Genomic DNA, 16,269 nt, shown 5'->3' with positions numbered 1-16,269 from the left:
AGTAACCAAAGTGCCATTAATCAGGAAGGCTTAAACACTCGTTCCTATACTCCAGCAGGAACAGTCTCCAGCCGCACTTGTGGGGACGAGTGCGAACGCGACAAAGGGGCCTGCAATGGAGTGGCTGGGACTGCAATTGTTCGCCGGGCTGCCAAGCACCGGACAGATCATCCTCGATTGCCGACACAACCCCTACCTGGTGCTGCTCGCCTTCGCCGTCGCGTGTGCGGCCTGCTTCGCCACACTGGACATGGCCGAGCGGCAAAGCCATTGCGAAGACCGCCTGGCGCGCCGGCAGTGGCGCATCCTCGGCGCCTGTTGCCTGGCCGGCGGGATCTGGGCCATGCACTTCATCAGCATGCTGGCCTTCCAGGCCCCGCTGGAGATCCACTACGACGTCCCGCTCACCGGCCTGTCCCTGCTCATCGCCCTGCTGGCCGCCTGGCTGGCGATGGACAGCCTCGACCGCGGCGAGATGCGCCTGCACCACTACCTGCGCACCGCGCTGTTCATCGGGTTGGGCATCGGCCTGATGCACTACACCGGCATGGCCGCCCTGCAAACCACTGCCCGTCAGTATTACCAGGGTGAACTGCTGCTGGCTTCGCTGGCCATCGCCGTGGCCACCAGCCTGGTGGCGCTGCTGCTGGCCGGGCATTTCCGACAGGGCGGCGGCACCCTGAACCTGATGATGAAGTGCGGCGCCAGCCTGCTCATGGCCGGCGGCATCATCTTCACCCACTTCACCGGCATGGCCGCGATGACCCTGGTGATCCCCAGCGAAACCGCGCTACGCCTGACCTCCGGCGACAACAGCCTGCAACTGGCGCTGACCATCGCCTTCATCACCCTGCTGATCAGTGGCAGCAGCATCAGCGCGGCGCTGGCCGACAAGAAACTGCAAAGCAAAGAGCACGACCTGCGCCGGGTCAACGTGCTGCTCAGCCAACTCGACCAAGCCCGCGCTTCGCTGCAGCAGGCCGCGCACTACGACGCGCTGACCAACCTGGTCAACCGCCGAGGCTTCAACCAGGTGTTCGCCGAACGGCTGGCCGAACAGGCCGGCAGCCAGGGCATGCTGGCGGTGATGTTCCTCGACATCGACCACTTCAAGCGGATCAACGACAGCCTCGGGCACGCCGCGGGCGACGAGTTGCTCAAGGTGATCGCCGGGCATATCAAGGCGGCCACCCGCGGCCTCGACCTGGTGGCGCGCTTCGGCGGCGACGAATTCTGCATCGTCACCACGCTCAACAGCCGCGACGAGGCACGCCACCTGGCACAACGGATCATGCAGCGGATGAAGGAACCGATCGACCTGGGTGGCCGGCGTATGGTCATGACCACCAGCATTGGTATCAGCATCTACCCGGACGACGGCACCAGTGCCGAGGAACTGCTCAAGCACGCCGACCTCGCGCTGTATCAGTCCAAAGGTTGCGGGCGCAACAGCCTGAACTTCTTCAACAGCGGCCTGAAGACCCGCGCCACCCTGGAGCTGCAACTGGAGGAAGAGCTGCGCGTGGCGCTGTTCGAGGAACGGGGCCTGCGCGTGCACTACCAGCCGATCTTCGACCTGCGCAGCGGCCGGGTGGCCAAGCTCGAAGCCCTGGTGCGCTGGGAACATCCCCAGCACGGCCTGCTGGGCCCGGACCGCTTCATCGGCATCGCCGAGGCCAACGGCCTGATCACCGAACTCGACCTGTGGGTGCTGCGCCGGGCCTGCGAGGACCTGGCCCGGCTCAATCGGCTTGGCCATGGCGGCCTCAAGGTCACGGTGAACTGCTCGGCGCTCACCCTGGGGCGTGAAGAACTGGCCACCGAAGTCGAGATGGCGCTGTTCCAGGCCGGCCTTTCACCCCTGCAGCTGGAACTGGAGGTGACCGAAAACGCCCTGATGGGCGACATCCAGCACACCATCAGCCTGCTCAAGCGCATTCGCGCACAGGGCGTAGCCCTGTCGATCGACGACTTCGGCACCGGTTATTCATCGCTGGCCTACCTCAAGCGCCTGCCGCTGGATGTGCTCAAGGTCGACCGCTCGTTCGTCCAGGATGTGCCCGCCAGCCAGAAAGACCGCGAGATCGTCCAGGCCATCATCATCATGGCCCACACCCTGCACCTGAAAGTGGTCACCGAGGGCGTCGAAACGCAGGAACAGCGTGAATTCCTCGCCGCCCACGGCTGCGACTACCTGCAAGGCTACCTGCTCAGCCGGCCGGTACCCTTTGCCGAACTGCGCGCGGTGCTGCAACGGCTGGACCGCCAGGCCTGCGAACTCAGTCCTTGCGCCGATACAGCTCTACCAGGGTCGCCGGATCTTTTTGCAGATAACCCTGGCTACCATGCAAGCGCATCAATTGCGCGGCGAGGCCACTGAGCGGTGTCGCCGAACCCTGCTCACGGGAGAAGCCGACCGCAGTATCGAGGTCTTTGAGCAGGGTGCGTACATGCCACTTGATTGGTTCGAAACGGCTCTCGGCCATTTGTGGCGCGAGGATCTGCAAGGGCTTGGAGTCTGCGAAACCACCGGCCAGGGCTTCGGCGATCAGCCGCGCATCCACCCCTGACTGTTCGGCCAGCGCCACCACCTCGGCGATCACCAACGCATTGCAGGCAACGATCATCTGGTTGCACGCCTTGGTCACCTGCCCGGCACCCACCGCGCCCATGTGCGTCACCCGCTGACCGAGGGTCAGCAATACCGGGCGAACGCGCGCCAGGTCATCCGCCTCGCCACCCACCATGATCGCCAGGGTACCCGCCTCGGCTCCTGGCGTGCCGCCGGACACCGGGGCATCCAACCAGGCCATGCCGCACAGGGCTGCCAGCTCCGCGGCCATCTCGCGGGTGGCGGTGGGCTCGAGGCTGGAGAAGTCCACCAGCAGCTGGCCAGTGCGCCCGCCCTTGGCGATGCCCTGCTCACCGAACACCACGTCGCGCACCACCGCGGTGTCGGCCAGGCACAGCAGCACCACATCGGTGTCCTTGCACAGCTCGGCAGGGCTGGCGGCCAGGCGCGCCCCCGCAGCCACCAGCTCGGCACATTTGTCCGGGCTGCGGTTCCACACCGTCAGCGGATAGCCGGCCGCCAACAGGCGGCGACACATCGGCAGCCCCATCAGGCCGATCCCGGCAAAACCCAGCGAAGGCAACGCACTACTCATGAGCAACTCCAGACAGAAAGTTAAAGAAGCGTGACGAACGGACGATGCAGTGCAGGTGCGATTCGCAAAAAACCATGGAGGGGCTAGGGAAATCCCCTATCGCACAAGAAAAAGACGCACTGATAAAGTCGCGATATTTCTCCGTGATAGCGTTATGACATGCATCACCGGGAAGCCCACACTCCCAGGCAAATGGCGCACTATGACCTCTACGAACACTTCTGCCAATGCGGTCCCCGAGTCGACGCTCCTTCCCGCTTCGCTGACCGCAAGCGGTGCTCGAGACCTGCCGGCGGCCCGCAGCACACCGGCGCAGTACCTCTACTTCACCGAACAGGACATCCAGCGCATCCTCGACAACCTCGACGGCCTGCGCGACCTGGTGTTCCCACGCAACCTGCACGTGGAAGACGAAGACCAGCTGCGCCTGGAGCAGCAGTTCCCGTCGGTGTGCCTGATTGGCCTGGGCCGTTGCGGCTCGAACATTGCGCTGGACGTGGCGGAGCTGGTGTACAACGCCCGCACCTTCTTCCTCAACGAGTTCAACAACGAGGATCGCTTCAAGGGTGAAGGCGGCTACAGCCCTGCGCGCTGGATCCGCCAGAACCTGCGCCTGGTGCAGAACAAGGGTGCCAAGCCTGTGTTCCTGGTCGAGCCGCTGGTGATGCTGGGCGACCTGGACAAGGACATCGCCGGGCGCATCCGCTTCTCGCGCAAGGGCGAGCGCGGCGGTTTCCTGCGCGACTACAGCAAGATGAAGATCATGGACCTGTCCGAGGTGCACGCCGGCGGCGCCGGCAACGCGCCGATCCTCGGCCAGTACCTGGCCAAGATCATCCTAAACAAGGATACCCAGCGTTTCTCCAGCGCCGACTGGAAGCTGATCCACTCGTACCTGATCGACTCTTGCGGCATCAAGGCCAACCAGTCGCGCCTGTACTTCTACATCTTCAGCGCCGGCGGCGGTACCGGCTCGGGCATGGCCTCGGAGTTTGGCCTGGCCCAGCAGTACTCGTACATGAACAAGACCTTCGATACCAAGCCAGCCGACGAGAACGACGGCAAGAGCGGGCATTCGTTCGTCTTCGAGCCGATCTTCACCAGCGGCATCTGCGTGCTGCCGAATGCCTCCGACCACCGCAGCGAAATGTCCGAGGCCCTGCACATCAACGCCGGGCGGCTGCTGTGCAAGTACCTGTCGGAAGAGTGGGACTTCTCGTACAACTTCGATAACGAAGACAGCAGCGAAGCCAGCGTCATGGGCCGCATCCGCCCGTGGAACGCGATGATGCTGATCTCCAACGACATCATGCGCTACGCCGAAGAAAGCGATGACGGCACGATCCAGAACATCGACGTCAACGCCATGGAGAAGCACGCCAACCAGTACATCTCCCAGCAGATCTTCAACATCCTCACGGCGCAGGCGGTGACCACCGACTACGACCAGAACTACTTCCGCCGCGCCGGCATCGACATCGGCGAAACCATTCGCCTGGATGCCAACGACCTGTTCATGAGCCTGGCCGGCCCCGTGGCCATCGCCTACGCAGAATCGGTGGTACCGGAAATCCCTCCGGCCGGGTCGGAAAAGTTCAAGGTGTTCGAACGCGAGCAACCGCGGCTGGACATCGACGACCTGTTCTTCCGCTCCATCGACCTGCCGCACTTCAACAAGCAAACCCAGGCCATCGAAGGCATCAGCCTGTTGCCGATCGAATCGCGCCGCTACCGCGCCGCGCTCGAGCAGTACCAGGCCTCGGGCTACGACGCCGCGGCCCTGCACGACCTGCACTTCTTCAAGAACTGCTCGTCGGTGGTGTCGATCGTCTCCTTGCCCAAGGACTACAAGCTGTCCTACATGGACCTGAACCGGCTCAAGACCCACCTCAACAGCCTGTTCCCCAACACCACGCTCAAGCGCTACGCGTTGGTGATCGGTGCCTCGGCCAACTTGTCGCTGACCACCCTGATCGCCAAGAGCCCGTGCCTGTCGGACGACTTCCTGACCCTGATCGTGGCGTTCATCAAGCGCTGCTTCGCGCGCAATCCGTACCGGTTCGACGACACCATGGACAACGCCATCCTCGAGTTCATCACCAGCGAGCACTTCGATGAGGACCGCATCGACGACCTGCTCAACGAGTTCGAGAACCCGGCGAAGATCCTCGACACCAACTGGTACGCGATCAAACCGATGTATGAGAAGAAGTACCGCGAGCTGATCAACGACAAGAGCCGCTTCGTCTCGATCAACGACATTCGCCTGTCGCGCGAGTGCGTGAAGAAGGCGGTGAAATACCTGCGCGAGATCTTCCGTCACCGTATCGGCAAGACCCGGGTCATCTCGCTCAACAGCCACACCGGGCGCGTGGATTACTGAAACCATTTGGGGCCGCTCCGCGGCCCCATTACGCATGCCGTAAACTGTTACCGCCCCGCCGAATCACCCCGCCGTTGTTACTTACTTCCACCTTACGTGAGCGTCAACGCGCACCATCGCGATGCGCCTGGGTGATTTCGCGCACTAAAAAAGCGCGTGCTTATTCCGCTTTCTTTTCCTGAATCACGATGAACGGCGAAACCACCACCGCCCAGATCTCTGGATCGCGGGTTTGCAGGTCCATTGCCTGCTCTGTGGAAACCGGCCCGACAGTGCCATCACTGCGCCACTTGGCGAAGATCTCGCTGCGATTCTCGGCCATCGCCTCGGCAACGACGACCAGGTCGAGGCAGGGGTCGACCCAAATCAGGTCACCCTTGGCCCAGAAACGCTCCAGGGCTTTCCACTCGATGACGGCAGTCTCGCCGAGCAATTTGGCATAGAGGGTGCTTACTTGATCAGTCATGGGTTTACCTGCGCAAAGATCGGCCAACAAAAAAGGCCGGCATTTTTGCAGAAAAACCCGGTTTCAAATACGTAATTTGGTCGATTCGGCCCGAAGTTGTGGGGTGGGGCCGAGAGTACAGGCAAAGTGATGGCGCTTTTCTGTATTTTTATGTCGACCAGGCGACACCCCAGGAAACAGACGCTTTTCACCCGCTTTTCAAGCGCTCGGGCGGCGCTCTACACTGTACCGGTACAGTTTCCGGGACATGTTCCGGGGGAAGGTGGGGTTGCGGTCAGGCGTAGCCAGCCGCACATCCCGCCCGGTCTGTAGCCCTGGCCTCCAGGACTATAAGAATTACAACAGAATGAGTGGAGCACTATGATCAAGATTTCCAAGCTGTTCGCCGCAATGGTCCTGGCCGGGGTTGCCAGCCATTCGTTTGCCGCCGACACCATCAAGATCGGCATCGCCGGTCCAAAAACCGGTCCGGTGACTCAATACGGCGACATGCAGTTCGTCGGCGCCAAACAGGCCATCAAGGACATCAACGCCAAGGGCGGCGTCGATGGCAAGATGCTCGAAGCCAAGGAATACGACGACGCCTGCGACCCTAAACAGGCCGTTGCCGTCGCCAACAAAGTGGTCAACGACGGCGTCAAGTTCGTCATCGGCCACCTGTGCTCCAGCTCCACCCAGCCTGCGTCGGACATCTACGAAGACGAAGGCGTGATCATGATCACCCCCGCCGCCACCTCGCCGGAAATCACTGCCCGTGGCTACAAGCTGGTGTTCCGCACCATCGGCCTGGACAGCGCCCAGGGCCCGGCTGCCGGCAACTACATCGCCGACCACGTCAAACCGAAAGTGGTTGCGGTACTGCACGACAAGCAGCAGTACGGTGAAGGCATCGCCACCGCGGTCAAGACCACGCTCGAAGGCAAAGGCACCAAGGTTGCCGTCTTCGAAGGCCTGAACGCCGGTGACAAGGACTTCTCCTCGATCATCCAGAAGCTCAAGCAGAACAACGTCGACTTCGTCTACTACGGCGGCTACCACCCAGAGCTGGGCCTGATCCTGCGCCAGGCGCAAGAAAAAGGCCTGAAAGCCAAGTTCATGGGCCCGGAAGGCGTGGGTAACGACTCCATCTCGCAGATCGCCCAGGGCGCCTCCGAAGGCCTGCTGGTCACCCTGCCGAAATCGTTCGACGCCGACCCTGCGAACAAGGCCATCGTCGACGCCATCAAGGCCGACGGCAAAGACCCAAGCGGCCCGTTCGTGTTCCCGGCCTACTCGGCTGTGGAACTGATCGCCGAAGGCATCAAGGCAGCCAAGTCCGAAGACACCGACAAGGTGGCAGCCGCCATCCACGCCGGCACCTTCAAGACCCCGACCGGCGACCTGTCGTACGACGCCAAAGGCGACCTGAAGGACTTCAAGTTCGTGGTCTACGAATGGCACTTCGGCAAGCCGAAGACCGAAGTCTCTCCTCAGTAACTGCGTGACTAATAGCTGACCGAGAAGCCCACTGTGCGAGCAGTGGGCTTTGTTTTACGAGGTTCTATGGGCCTGATCCCCGCGATCCGGGGGCCGGTCCACCTGAAAATCTTAAAACCGTCACCCGCGGTTTCCTGGCAGTGCCCGCACAAGATCACGTGGCGAAGACCACGAGAACATGGGCCGGGGTCATCCCCCACCAGTGAAATGCAAATCAGGTTTTTAGGAGCGCTGTAATGCCTGAGATCTACCATTTCCTCCAACAACTGGTTAACGGATTGACCATCGGCAGTACCTACGCGCTGATCGCCATCGGTTACACGATGGTGTACGGCATCATCGGCATGATCAACTTCGCCCACGGCGAGGTGTACATGATCGGTAGCTACGTGGCCTTCATCGCCCTCGCCGGGCTGGCCATGATGGGCATCCATTCGCTGCCCATCCTCATGACCGTGGCCTTCGTCGCCACGATCTGCGTCACCAGTGCCTATGGCTACAGCATCGAACGGGTCGCCTACCGGCCGCTGCGCAACAGCAACCGGCTGATCCCGCTGATCTCCGCCATCGGCATGTCGATCTTCCTGCAGAACACCGTCCTGCTGTCGCAGGACTCCAAGGACAAATCCATCCCCAACCTGATCCCCGGGAGCATCTCTTTCGGGCCAGGCGGCGCTGAAGAGGTCCTGATCAGCTACATGCAGATCCTGGTGTTCGTGGTGACCCTCATCGCCATGACCTGCCTCACCCTGTTCATCTCCCGTTCCCGCCTGGGCCGCGCCTGCCGCGCCTGCGCCGAGGACATCAAGATGGCCAACCTGCTGGGCATCAACACCAACAACATCATCGCCCTGACTTTCGTCATCGGTGCCGCGCTGGCGGCGGTGGCGGCCGTGCTGCTGAGCATGCAGTACGGGGTGATCAACCCCAACGCCGGCTTCCTGGTGGGCCTCAAAGCCTTCACCGCGGCGGTATTGGGCGGCATCGGCAGCATCCCGGGCGCCATGCTCGGCGGGCTGGTGCTGGGCGTGGCCGAAGCGTTCGGCGCCGACATCTTCGGCGACCAGTACAAGGACGTGGTGGCATTCGGTCTTTTGGTTCTTGTCCTGCTGTTCCGGCCGACCGGCATCCTGGGCCGCCCGGAGGTTGAAAAAGTATGAACAGAAATCTCAAACAGGCGTTCTTCAGCGCCTTGCTGGTGTGGGCCGTGGCCTTCCCGGTGCTGGGCCTGAAACTGAGCATCGATGGCATCAGCCTGATCGTGCACAGCCAAGGGTCGTTCACCATCAGCATCATCGCCGTCTGCTCGGTGCTGATGTTCCTGCGCGTGCTGTTCGACAGGCAGTGGAGCGCAGTGATGGGCCGCCGTTCGGATCGCAAGCTGATCCCGCCGGCCGTCAGCAACTACCTCACCCTGCCCAAGACCCAGCGCTACGTCATCATCGGCCTGATCGTCGCGGCACTGGTGTGGCCGTTCTTCGGTTCGCGCGGCGCGGTCGACATCGCCACCCTGATCCTGATCTACGTGTTGCTGGGCCTGGGCCTGAACATCGTGGTCGGCCTGGCGGGCCTGCTTGACCTGGGTTACGTCGGCTTCTACGCCGTCGGCGCCTACAGCTACGCGATGCTCTCGCATTACCTGGGCTGGAGCTTCTGGGTGTGCCTGCCGATCGCCGGCCTGATGGCCGCCACCTTCGGCTTCCTGCTCGGTTTCCCGGTGCTGCGCCTGCGTGGTGACTACCTGGCGATCGTGACGCTGGGCTTCGGCGAGATCATTCGCCTGTTCCTGCGTAACCTCACCGACTGGACCGGCGGCCCCAACGGCATCAGCAACATCCCCAAGCCGGAGCTCTTCGGCCTGACCTTCGAGCGCAAGGCCGCCGAGGGGATGCAGACCTTCCACGAGTTCTTCGGGCTGCAGTACAACTCGATCAACAAGGTCATCTTCCTCTACCTGGTCGCCCTGCTGCTGGCACTGCTGGCGCTGTTCGTCATCAACCGCCTGCTGCGCATGCCGATCGGCCGTGCCTGGGAAGCGCTGCGTGAAGACGAGATCGCCTGCCGCGCGCTGGGCCTGAACCCCACCGTGATCAAGCTTTCGGCCTTCACCCTGGGTGCCTGCTTCGCCGGTTTCGCCGGCAGCTTCTTCGCCGCCCGCCAAGGGCTGGTGACACCGGAGTCGTTCACCTTCATCGAGTCGGCGATCATCCTCGCCATCGTCGTGCTGGGTGGCATGGGTTCGCAGTTGGGCGTGATTCTCGCGGCCATCGTGATGATCCTGCTGCCCGAGATGATGCGTGAGTTCAGCGAATACCGGATGCTGATGTTCGGTGCGCTGATGGTGTTGATGATGATCTGGCGTCCGCAAGGCTTGCTGCCTATGCAACGTCCGCACATGGAGCTGCCTCGATGAGCCGCGAAATCTTGCAAGTCAGCGGCCTGAGCATGCGCTTCGGCGGCTTGTTGGCGGTCAACGGCGTGGGCCTGACCGTGAAAGAGAAACAGGTGGTGGCACTGATCGGCCCGAACGGTGCCGGCAAGACCACCGTGTTCAACTGCCTGACCGGTTTCTACAAGCCCAGCGGCGGCACCATCCTGCTCGACGGCCAGCCCATCCAGGGCCTGGCCGGCCATCAGATCGCCCGCAAGGGCGTGGTGCGGACCTTCCAGAACGTGCGCCTGTTCAAGGAAATGACCGCGCTGGAGAACCTGCTGATTGCCCAGCACCGCCACCTCAACACCAACTTCTTCGCCGGCCTGTTCAAGACCCCAAGCTTCCGCCGCAGCGAAAAGGAGGCCATGGAGCGCGCCCAGTACTGGCTGGAGAAGGTCAACCTGACCGAGTTCGCCAACCGTACCGCCGGCACGCTCGCCTATGGTCAGCAACGGCGCCTGGAAATCGCCCGCTGCATGATGACGCAACCGCGCATTATCATGCTCGACGAGCCGGCCGCCGGCCTGAACCCCAAGGAGACCGAGGACCTCAAGGCCCTCATCGCCTACCTGCGCGAATCCCACAACGTGACCGTGCTGCTGATCGAGCACGACATGAAACTGGTGATGAGCATTTCCGACCACATCGTGGTGATCAACCAGGGCACGCCCCTGGCCGACGGCACGCCGGAAGAGATTCGCGGCAACCCTGATGTGATCAAGGCCTACCTGGGGGAGGCGTAAATGCTGAAGTTCGAGAACGTTTCCACCTTCTACGGCAAGATCCAGGCGCTGCACAGCGTCAACGTGGAGATCAACCAGGGCGAGATCGTGACGCTGATCGGCGCCAACGGCGCCGGCAAGTCGACGCTGCTGATGACCCTCTGCGGTTCGCCTCAGGCCCACAGCGGCAGCATCAAGTACCTGGGCGAAGAGCTGGTCGGCCAGAGCTCCTCGCACATCATGCGCAAGAGCATCGCGGTAGTGCCGGAAGGCCGCCGCGTGTTCGCCCGCCTGACCGTCGAGGAAAACCTGGCCATGGGCGGGTTCTTCACCAACAAGGGCGATTATCAGGAGCAGCTGGACAAGGTCCTGCATCTGTTCCCGCGCCTGAAGGAGCGCTATATCCAGCGTGGCGGCACCATGTCCGGCGGCGAACAGCAGATGCTGGCCATCGGCCGGGCGCTGATGAGCAAACCCAAACTGCTGCTGCTCGACGAACCCTCGCTGGGCCTGGCGCCGATCATCATCCAGCAGATCTTCGACATCATCGAACAACTGCGCCGCGATGGCGTGACGGTGTTCCTGGTGGAGCAGAACGCCAACCAGGCGCTGAAGATCGCCGACCGCGCCTATGTGCTGGAAAACGGCAAGGTGGTGATGCAGGGTACCGGTGAAGCGTTGCTGACCGATCCGAAGGTGCGCGACGCGTATCTCGGCGGTTGAATGATCAAAGGGCCTTCGGGCCCTTTTTTTTGGTGTCTGTAATGGCCCCATCGCGGGGCAAGCCCGCACCCACGCCAGTCATTCCCACAGCGTGGCAGCGGGCTTGCCCCGCGATGGGGCCTTGTGATCCCTGCTTACCCTGAGTAACGTGGCCAGCTCTTTTGCACAGTTCCCCGGAGCCCGCCCGATGCGCCTCACCCCTCCCCTGCTGCTCGCCACCCTGCTGCCCCTCTTCGCCGGCTGCCAGATGCTGGCCGAAAAACCGGTCGACCCGAACCTGGGCACCACGCGCATGCAGGGCGAATTGAGCGCCGGTGGCGGCCACCTGCTGTTCAAGCCCTGCAATGAAAGCCGCCGCTTCGTGATCAACGATGCTGGCGCCACCGGCATCCTGCAGGAGGCCTCCAACCTGGCCGACGATGCCGCCGACAAGCTGTTCGCCGATGTGCGCGGCCGCCTGGCCGGGAGCAAGCAGGCCAACACCGACGGGCAGATCGAGGTGACCCGGCTGTATCGCCTGGAGCCCACCGCCCACGGCTGCGAAGACCCCAACTTCAAGCAACTGACCCTGCGCGCCAGCGGCCACGAGCCAGACTGGGACATCAAGGCCAGCGGCAAGGGCATGGTCCTCAACCGTGTAGGCCAGGAACCCCTGCCACTGCCGTTCCTTGAAGAAGAACTGCCTGGCGGTGGCCTGAGCCTGTCCAGTGAAGCCAATGGCCAGCGCGTCGAACTGTGGGTCGCGCCACAACGCTGCGTCGACGTGGCCACCGGTGCCATCCGCCACCTCAAAGCCGAGCTGCGCATCGATGGCAAGACCCTGCAGGGCTGCGCCTACTACGGCGGTGCCCGCGACCTCTGATCGCCGGGTGTTTTTATCCTGCCAGTCGGGGCGGCGAACAGCTTATACTTGGCGGTTTGTGTAAAGCCGCCGGCCGCCCATGGCCGGGATACTGGACCCTGCCATGCTACGAATCACCGAACTCAAGCTGCCCCTGGACCACTCCGACGAAGAGCTGCGCGCGGCCATCGTCCAGCGCCTGGGCATCGCGGATGAGCAACTGCTCGGTTTCACCCTGTTCAAGCGCAGCTATGACGCGCGCAAAAAGAACAGCGAACTGCTGTTCATCTACACCATCGATCTGGAAGCGAGCAACGAAGACGAACTGCTGCGCGTGTTCGCCGACGATCCGAAGATCAGCGTAGCGCCGGATGTCAGCTACAAGTTCGTCGGCCACGCCAAAACCGCCCCGCAGGCGCGCCCGATCGTGGTCGGTTTCGGCCCTTGTGGCATCTTCGCCGGCCTGCTGCTGGCGCAGATGGGCTTCAAGCCGATCGTGCTCGAGCGCGGCAAGGAAGTGCGCCAGCGCACCAAGGATACCTGGGGCCTGTGGCGCAAGAGTGTGCTCAACCCTGAATCCAACGTGCAGTTCGGCGAAGGCGGCGCCGGGACCTTCTCCGACGGCAAGCTGTACAGCCAGATCAAGGACCCGCAGCACCATGGCCGCAAGGTGCTGGAAGAGTTCGTCAAGGCCGGCGCGCCGGAAGAGATCCTCTACATCAACAAGCCGCACATCGGCACCTTCCGCCTGACCAGCATGGTCGAGAAGATGCGCGAAGAGATCATCTCGCTTGGCGGTGAAGTGCGCTTCGAACAGAAGGTCACCGACCTGCTGGTCGACGGTGAGCAACTGACCGGCGTGGTGCTGCAAAGCGGCGAACAGCTGCTCTCGCGCCATGTGGTGCTCGCCCTTGGCCACAGCGCCCGTGACACCTTCCGCATGCTGCATGCCAAGGGCGTGTTCATGGAAGCCAAGCCGTTCTCGGTCGGTTTCCGTATCGAGCACCCGCAGTCGCTGATCGACAAGGCGCGCCTGGGCAAGTATGCCGGCCACCCGAAACTCGGCGCCGCCGACTACAAACTGGTGCACCACGCCAAGAACGGCCGTTCGGTGTACAGCTTCTGCATGTGCCCAGGCGGTACCGTGGTCGCCGCCACCAGCGAGCCAGGCCGCGTGGTCACCAACGGCATGAGCCAGTATTCGCGTAACGAGCGCAACGCCAACTCGGGTATCGTCGTCGGCATCGACCCGGAACGCGACTACCCGGGCAGCCCGCTGGCCGGCATCGAACTGCAGGAGCGCCTGGAAGCCCACGCCTATGTCATGGGCGGCAGCAACTACCAGGCACCGGCGCAGCTGGTTGGTGACTTCGTGGCCGGGCGCCCGTCCACGGCGCTGGGCAGCGTCGAGCCTTCGTACAAGCCGGGCGTCACTCTCTGCGACCTGGCGCCAAGCCTGCCGGACTTCGCCATCGAGGCAATCCGCGAGGCATTGCCGGCCTTCGACCGCCAGATCAAGGGCTACAACCTGCACGACGCGGTATTGACCGGGATCGAGACGCGCACCTCCTCACCGCTGCGCATCACCCGTGACGCCAGTTACCAGAGCCTGAACCTCAAGGGCCTGTTCCCGGCGGGTGAAGGTGCTGGCTATGCCGGTGGTATCTTGTCCGCCGGTGTCGACGGCATCCGCATCGCCGAAGCTGTAGCGCGGGACATGCTCGGTTTGAACTGAGCGCCCCTCCCCCTGTAGGAGCCAGCCTTGCTGGCGAACAAGGGCCAGCCCGCTATTGGCGGTGGCACCGTTCGCCAACAAGGCTGGCTCCTACGGGCTGGGAGCGACCCGGCAACAACATATAACAAAAAAGAATATAGTTTTTGTTTTAAAGCATATCTTCACGCGCTAGGGTGTACGCCCGTTTCAACCCAGCTACTGGAGAGCCCTCACCCGTGCGTAGCCTCTTCGCTCGTTTCTTCCAATTGGAAGCTGCCAGCGGCCTGCTGCTGATCGCCGCCGCCGTGCTGGCCCTGATCATCAACAATTCGCCGCTTTCCTACCTGTACAACGGCCTGCTCGAAGTGCCGGTCGCCGTGCAGGTCGGTGCCCTGCAAATCGCCAAGCCCCTGCTGCTGTGGATCAACGACGGCCTGATGGCGCTGTTCTTCCTGCTCATCGGCCTGGAGGTCAAGCGCGAGGTGGTCGACGGCCACCTGTCCAAGCCCTCACAGGTGATCCTGCCCGCCACCGCAGCCATCGGCGGCATGGTGGTGCCGGCGCTGATCTACTGGTTCATCAACCGCGACAACCCGGCCGCCGTGGCCGGCTGGGCGATCCCCACCGCCACCGACATCGCCTTCGCCCTGGGCGTGCTGGCGTTGCTGGGCAAGCGTGTACCCGTGTCGCTGAAGCTGTTCCTGATGACCCTGGCGATCATCGACGACCTGGGTGCGATCATCGTCATCGCCCTGTTCTACTCCGGCACGCTTTCCAGTCTGTCACTGATGCTGGCCGGTGCCTGCCTGGTGGCGCTGCTGGCCATGAATCGCCTGGGTGTGGTCAAGCTGGGCCCCTACCTGGTGATCGGCCTGATCCTCTGGGTGTGCGTGCTCAAGAGTGGCGTGCACGCCACGCTGGCCGGCGTGGCCCTGGCGTTGTGCATTCCGCTGCGCACCAAGCACGCCGAAACCTCGCCCTTGCTGAGCCTGGAACACGCGCTGCACCCTTGGGTCGCCTACGCCATCCTGCCGCTGTTCGCCTTCGCCAACGCCGGGGTTTCGTTGGCCGGGGTGACGCTAGAGAGCTTCACTCACCCCGTGCCCATGGGCATTACCCTTGGCCTGCTGGCCGGCAAGACGGTCGGCGTGTTCGGTCTCACCTGGCTCGCCGTCAAGCTGCGCCTGGCGGCACTACCAGCCGGCGCCAACTGGGGCCAGGTGCTCGGGGTGGCGATCCTCTGTGGCATCGGCTTCACCATGAGCCTGTTCGTCGGTTCCCTGGCCTTCGTACCCGGTAGCAGCGACTACGCAGGCATGGACCGCATGGGTATTCTCACCGGCTCGTTCTTCGCCGCAGTGGTCGGTTACCTGATCACGGCCATGGCCAGCCGCAAGCCCGCCCTCAGCTAAAGCGAGCAGGCAAAAAGAAACCCCGACCGGCCATGCCGTGTCGGGGTTCTTTTTGCCTGGCGATCAGTGGGTGACGCGGCTGGTGCCATCGACGGTCATGATGCGCACGCGCTCACCAACGCGGAAGATCTCGTTCTGCTGCACTTGCTGCACATAGGCACGCGTGCTGCCGTCATCTTCACGCACGGTGATCTCGACGCCCTGGGTGCGGGTCAGGCCTTCTTCGGCGGCGGAACCTGCCAGGCCGCCGGCTACTGCGCCGATCACGGCGGCAACGATGCTGCCACGGCCACCGCCGATGGCGCTACCGGCGACGCCGCCGACAATGGCGCCAGCGCCACCGCCGATCGGCGTTTTGGTGCCTTCGATCTTGACCGGACGCAGCGATTCGATGGTACCCATGCGCACGGTCTGCACGCGACGGGCCTCGTCACGGGAGTAGCTGTCGCCGGTCAGCGACGACTGGCAGCCGCCCAGCAGCAGCGACACGGTGGTGAAGCTGGCCAGCAGCAAAGCGGATTTACGCATGGGTATATCTCCAAAAGTTTCAGGTGCTCATTAGACGCCTCGCCTTGACAGGTGTCACGGCGCAAACGTTATAAAATTGTTTTCATTCAGCTCAGGTACAGCCGCCACTGGCTGTGTTGCGGGCGTACAGGTGAGACCAAGAATAGCCATGGATTACTTCATCGTTGTCGTTGCGACAGCCGCAGGCTTGTATTTTCACGGGTGGCTGTATGTACGCATGCGCCGCTGGATGGACCGGGACCTGGCGCTGTCGCTGGCGGGGGACGATCCGGCGAAGCAAGCATTCATGCTCCAGTTGCTGGAGCGGGCGCGGACAGAAAAGGTCAAACGCAAGGCGCTGGCGGCGTGGTTGGAGCGGGAAGCGGCGCAGTATCGATAAGCTGTTTGCCAGCAAGCAAAAGGG

Annotated in this window: 14 protein-coding genes; 11 read left to right on the top strand and 3 right to left on the bottom strand. The window is 62.9% G+C overall.

Annotated elements, in window-relative coordinates:
• Positions 1–115: 115 nt before the first annotated feature.
• Positions 116–2,380 (top strand): putative bifunctional diguanylate cyclase/phosphodiesterase, encoded by a 2,265-nt coding sequence (locus tag IX761_RS09675; RefSeq protein WP_194789371.1) that lies wholly within the window; start codon positions 116–118, stop codon positions 2,378–2,380.
• Here the strand turns inward: IX761_RS09675 and IX761_RS09670 are convergent.
• A complete protein-coding gene (locus tag IX761_RS09670) occupies positions 2,280–3,167 on the bottom strand; it encodes an NAD(P)-dependent oxidoreductase (protein WP_194789370.1) in 888 nt (295 codons plus the stop codon). The genes IX761_RS09675 and IX761_RS09670 overlap by 101 nt on opposite strands.
• Before the next feature lie 202 nt (positions 3,168–3,369).
• Here IX761_RS09670 and IX761_RS09665 point away from each other — a divergent pair, with 202 nt between their 5' ends.
• On the top strand, positions 3,370–5,550 hold the full coding sequence (locus IX761_RS09665) for a hypothetical protein (RefSeq protein WP_194789369.1): 2,181 nt from the start codon (positions 3,370–3,372) through the stop codon (positions 5,548–5,550).
• Positions 5,551–5,710: 160 nt separating this feature from the next.
• Here IX761_RS09665 and IX761_RS09660 read toward each other — a convergent pair whose 3' ends face one another.
• Entirely contained in the window at positions 5,711–6,016 is a 306-nt protein-coding gene (locus IX761_RS09660; protein WP_194789368.1) for a DUF2288 domain-containing protein, read from the bottom strand.
• A 360-nt stretch (positions 6,017–6,376) separates the two neighbouring features.
• On the opposite strand from IX761_RS09660, the gene IX761_RS09655 reads away from it, so the two are divergent.
• The 8 genes from IX761_RS09655 to nhaA all read left to right on the top strand — a co-directional run bounded on the left by IX761_RS09655 (position 6,377) and on the right by nhaA (position 15,338).
• Complete coding sequence (locus IX761_RS09655; protein ID WP_194789367.1) at positions 6,377–7,492, top strand: branched-chain amino acid ABC transporter substrate-binding protein; 1,116 nt, start codon at positions 6,377–6,379, stop codon at positions 7,490–7,492.
• A gap of 236 nt (positions 7,493–7,728) precedes the next feature.
• Complete coding sequence (livH, locus tag IX761_RS09650) at positions 7,729–8,652, top strand: high-affinity branched-chain amino acid ABC transporter permease LivH (protein WP_194789366.1); 924 nt, start codon at positions 7,729–7,731, stop codon at positions 8,650–8,652.
• Positions 8,649–9,905 (top strand): high-affinity branched-chain amino acid ABC transporter permease LivM, encoded by a 1,257-nt coding sequence (locus tag IX761_RS09645; protein WP_194789365.1) that lies wholly within the window; start codon positions 8,649–8,651, stop codon positions 9,903–9,905. The genes livH and IX761_RS09645 overlap by 4 nt, the downstream gene beginning before the upstream one ends.
• Positions 9,902–10,669 carry a high-affinity branched-chain amino acid ABC transporter ATP-binding protein LivG gene (gene livG, locus IX761_RS09640; RefSeq protein WP_084856089.1) on the top strand — a complete coding sequence of 256 codons (768 nt, stop codon included), beginning with the start codon at positions 9,902–9,904 and terminating at the stop codon, positions 10,667–10,669. Before IX761_RS09645 ends, livG begins: the two co-directional genes overlap by 4 nt.
• Positions 10,670–11,371 carry an ABC transporter ATP-binding protein gene (locus IX761_RS09635; protein WP_194789364.1) on the top strand — a complete coding sequence of 234 codons (702 nt, stop codon included), beginning with the start codon at positions 10,670–10,672 and terminating at the stop codon, positions 11,369–11,371.
• Between the two features lie 187 nt (positions 11,372–11,558).
• Entirely contained in the window at positions 11,559–12,233 is a 675-nt protein-coding gene (locus IX761_RS09630) for a COG3650 family protein (protein WP_194789363.1), read from the top strand.
• A 103-nt stretch (positions 12,234–12,336) separates the two neighbouring features.
• Positions 12,337–13,947 carry an NAD(P)/FAD-dependent oxidoreductase gene (locus IX761_RS09625; protein WP_194789362.1) on the top strand — a complete coding sequence of 537 codons (1,611 nt, stop codon included), beginning with the start codon at positions 12,337–12,339 and terminating at the stop codon, positions 13,945–13,947.
• Between the two features lie 215 nt (positions 13,948–14,162).
• Positions 14,163–15,338, top strand: coding sequence for a Na+/H+ antiporter NhaA (gene nhaA / locus IX761_RS09620; RefSeq protein WP_194789361.1), 1,176 nt, complete (start codon positions 14,163–14,165; stop codon positions 15,336–15,338).
• A 63-nt stretch (positions 15,339–15,401) separates the two neighbouring features.
• Here the strand turns inward: nhaA and IX761_RS09615 are convergent, their stop codons facing one another.
• Complete coding sequence (locus IX761_RS09615) at positions 15,402–15,866, bottom strand: glycine zipper 2TM domain-containing protein (RefSeq protein ID WP_194789360.1); 465 nt, start codon at positions 15,864–15,866, stop codon at positions 15,402–15,404.
• Between the two features lie 148 nt (positions 15,867–16,014).
• Between IX761_RS09615 and IX761_RS09610 the strand changes: the two genes are divergently transcribed.
• On the top strand, positions 16,015–16,245 hold the full coding sequence (locus tag IX761_RS09610) for a hypothetical protein (protein WP_194789359.1): 231 nt from the start codon (positions 16,015–16,017) through the stop codon (positions 16,243–16,245).
• Positions 16,246–16,269: the final 24 nt, after the last annotated feature.

The organism is Pseudomonas sp. UFMG81 (assembly GCF_015354575.1).
Lineage (GTDB): Bacteria > Pseudomonadota > Gammaproteobacteria > Pseudomonadales > Pseudomonadaceae > Aquipseudomonas.
This window is presented reverse-complemented; position numbering and strand designations above follow the sequence as displayed.

Excerpts from the sequence above, each read along its gene's own strand:
- IX761_RS09630 (WP_194789363.1), top strand. The coding sequence starts at position 11,559 with ATGCGCCTCACCCCTCCCCTGCTGCTCGCCACCCTGCTGCCCCTCTTC.
- IX761_RS09610 (WP_194789359.1), top strand. The coding sequence starts at position 16,015 with ATGGATTACTTCATCGTTGTCGTTGCGACAGCCGCAGGCTTGTATTTT.
- IX761_RS09670 (WP_194789370.1), bottom strand. The coding sequence starts at position 3,167 with ATGAGTAGTGCGTTGCCTTCGCTGGGTTTTGCCGGGATCGGCCTGATG.
- IX761_RS09635 (WP_194789364.1), top strand. The coding sequence starts at position 10,670 with ATGCTGAAGTTCGAGAACGTTTCCACCTTCTACGGCAAGATCCAGGCG.
- IX761_RS09655 (WP_194789367.1), top strand. The coding sequence starts at position 6,377 with ATGATCAAGATTTCCAAGCTGTTCGCCGCAATGGTCCTGGCCGGGGTT.
- IX761_RS09675 (WP_194789371.1), top strand. The coding sequence starts at position 116 with ATGGAGTGGCTGGGACTGCAATTGTTCGCCGGGCTGCCAAGCACCGGA.
- IX761_RS09625 (WP_194789362.1), top strand. The coding sequence starts at position 12,337 with ATGCTACGAATCACCGAACTCAAGCTGCCCCTGGACCACTCCGACGAA.
- IX761_RS09615 (WP_194789360.1), bottom strand. The coding sequence starts at position 15,866 with ATGCGTAAATCCGCTTTGCTGCTGGCCAGCTTCACCACCGTGTCGCTG.
- IX761_RS09665 (WP_194789369.1), top strand. The coding sequence starts at position 3,370 with ATGACCTCTACGAACACTTCTGCCAATGCGGTCCCCGAGTCGACGCTC.
- IX761_RS09645 (WP_194789365.1), top strand. The coding sequence starts at position 8,649 with ATGAACAGAAATCTCAAACAGGCGTTCTTCAGCGCCTTGCTGGTGTGG.
- livG (WP_084856089.1), top strand. The coding sequence starts at position 9,902 with ATGAGCCGCGAAATCTTGCAAGTCAGCGGCCTGAGCATGCGCTTCGGC.
- IX761_RS09660 (WP_194789368.1), bottom strand. The coding sequence starts at position 6,016 with ATGACTGATCAAGTAAGCACCCTCTATGCCAAATTGCTCGGCGAGACT.
- livH (WP_194789366.1), top strand. The coding sequence starts at position 7,729 with ATGCCTGAGATCTACCATTTCCTCCAACAACTGGTTAACGGATTGACC.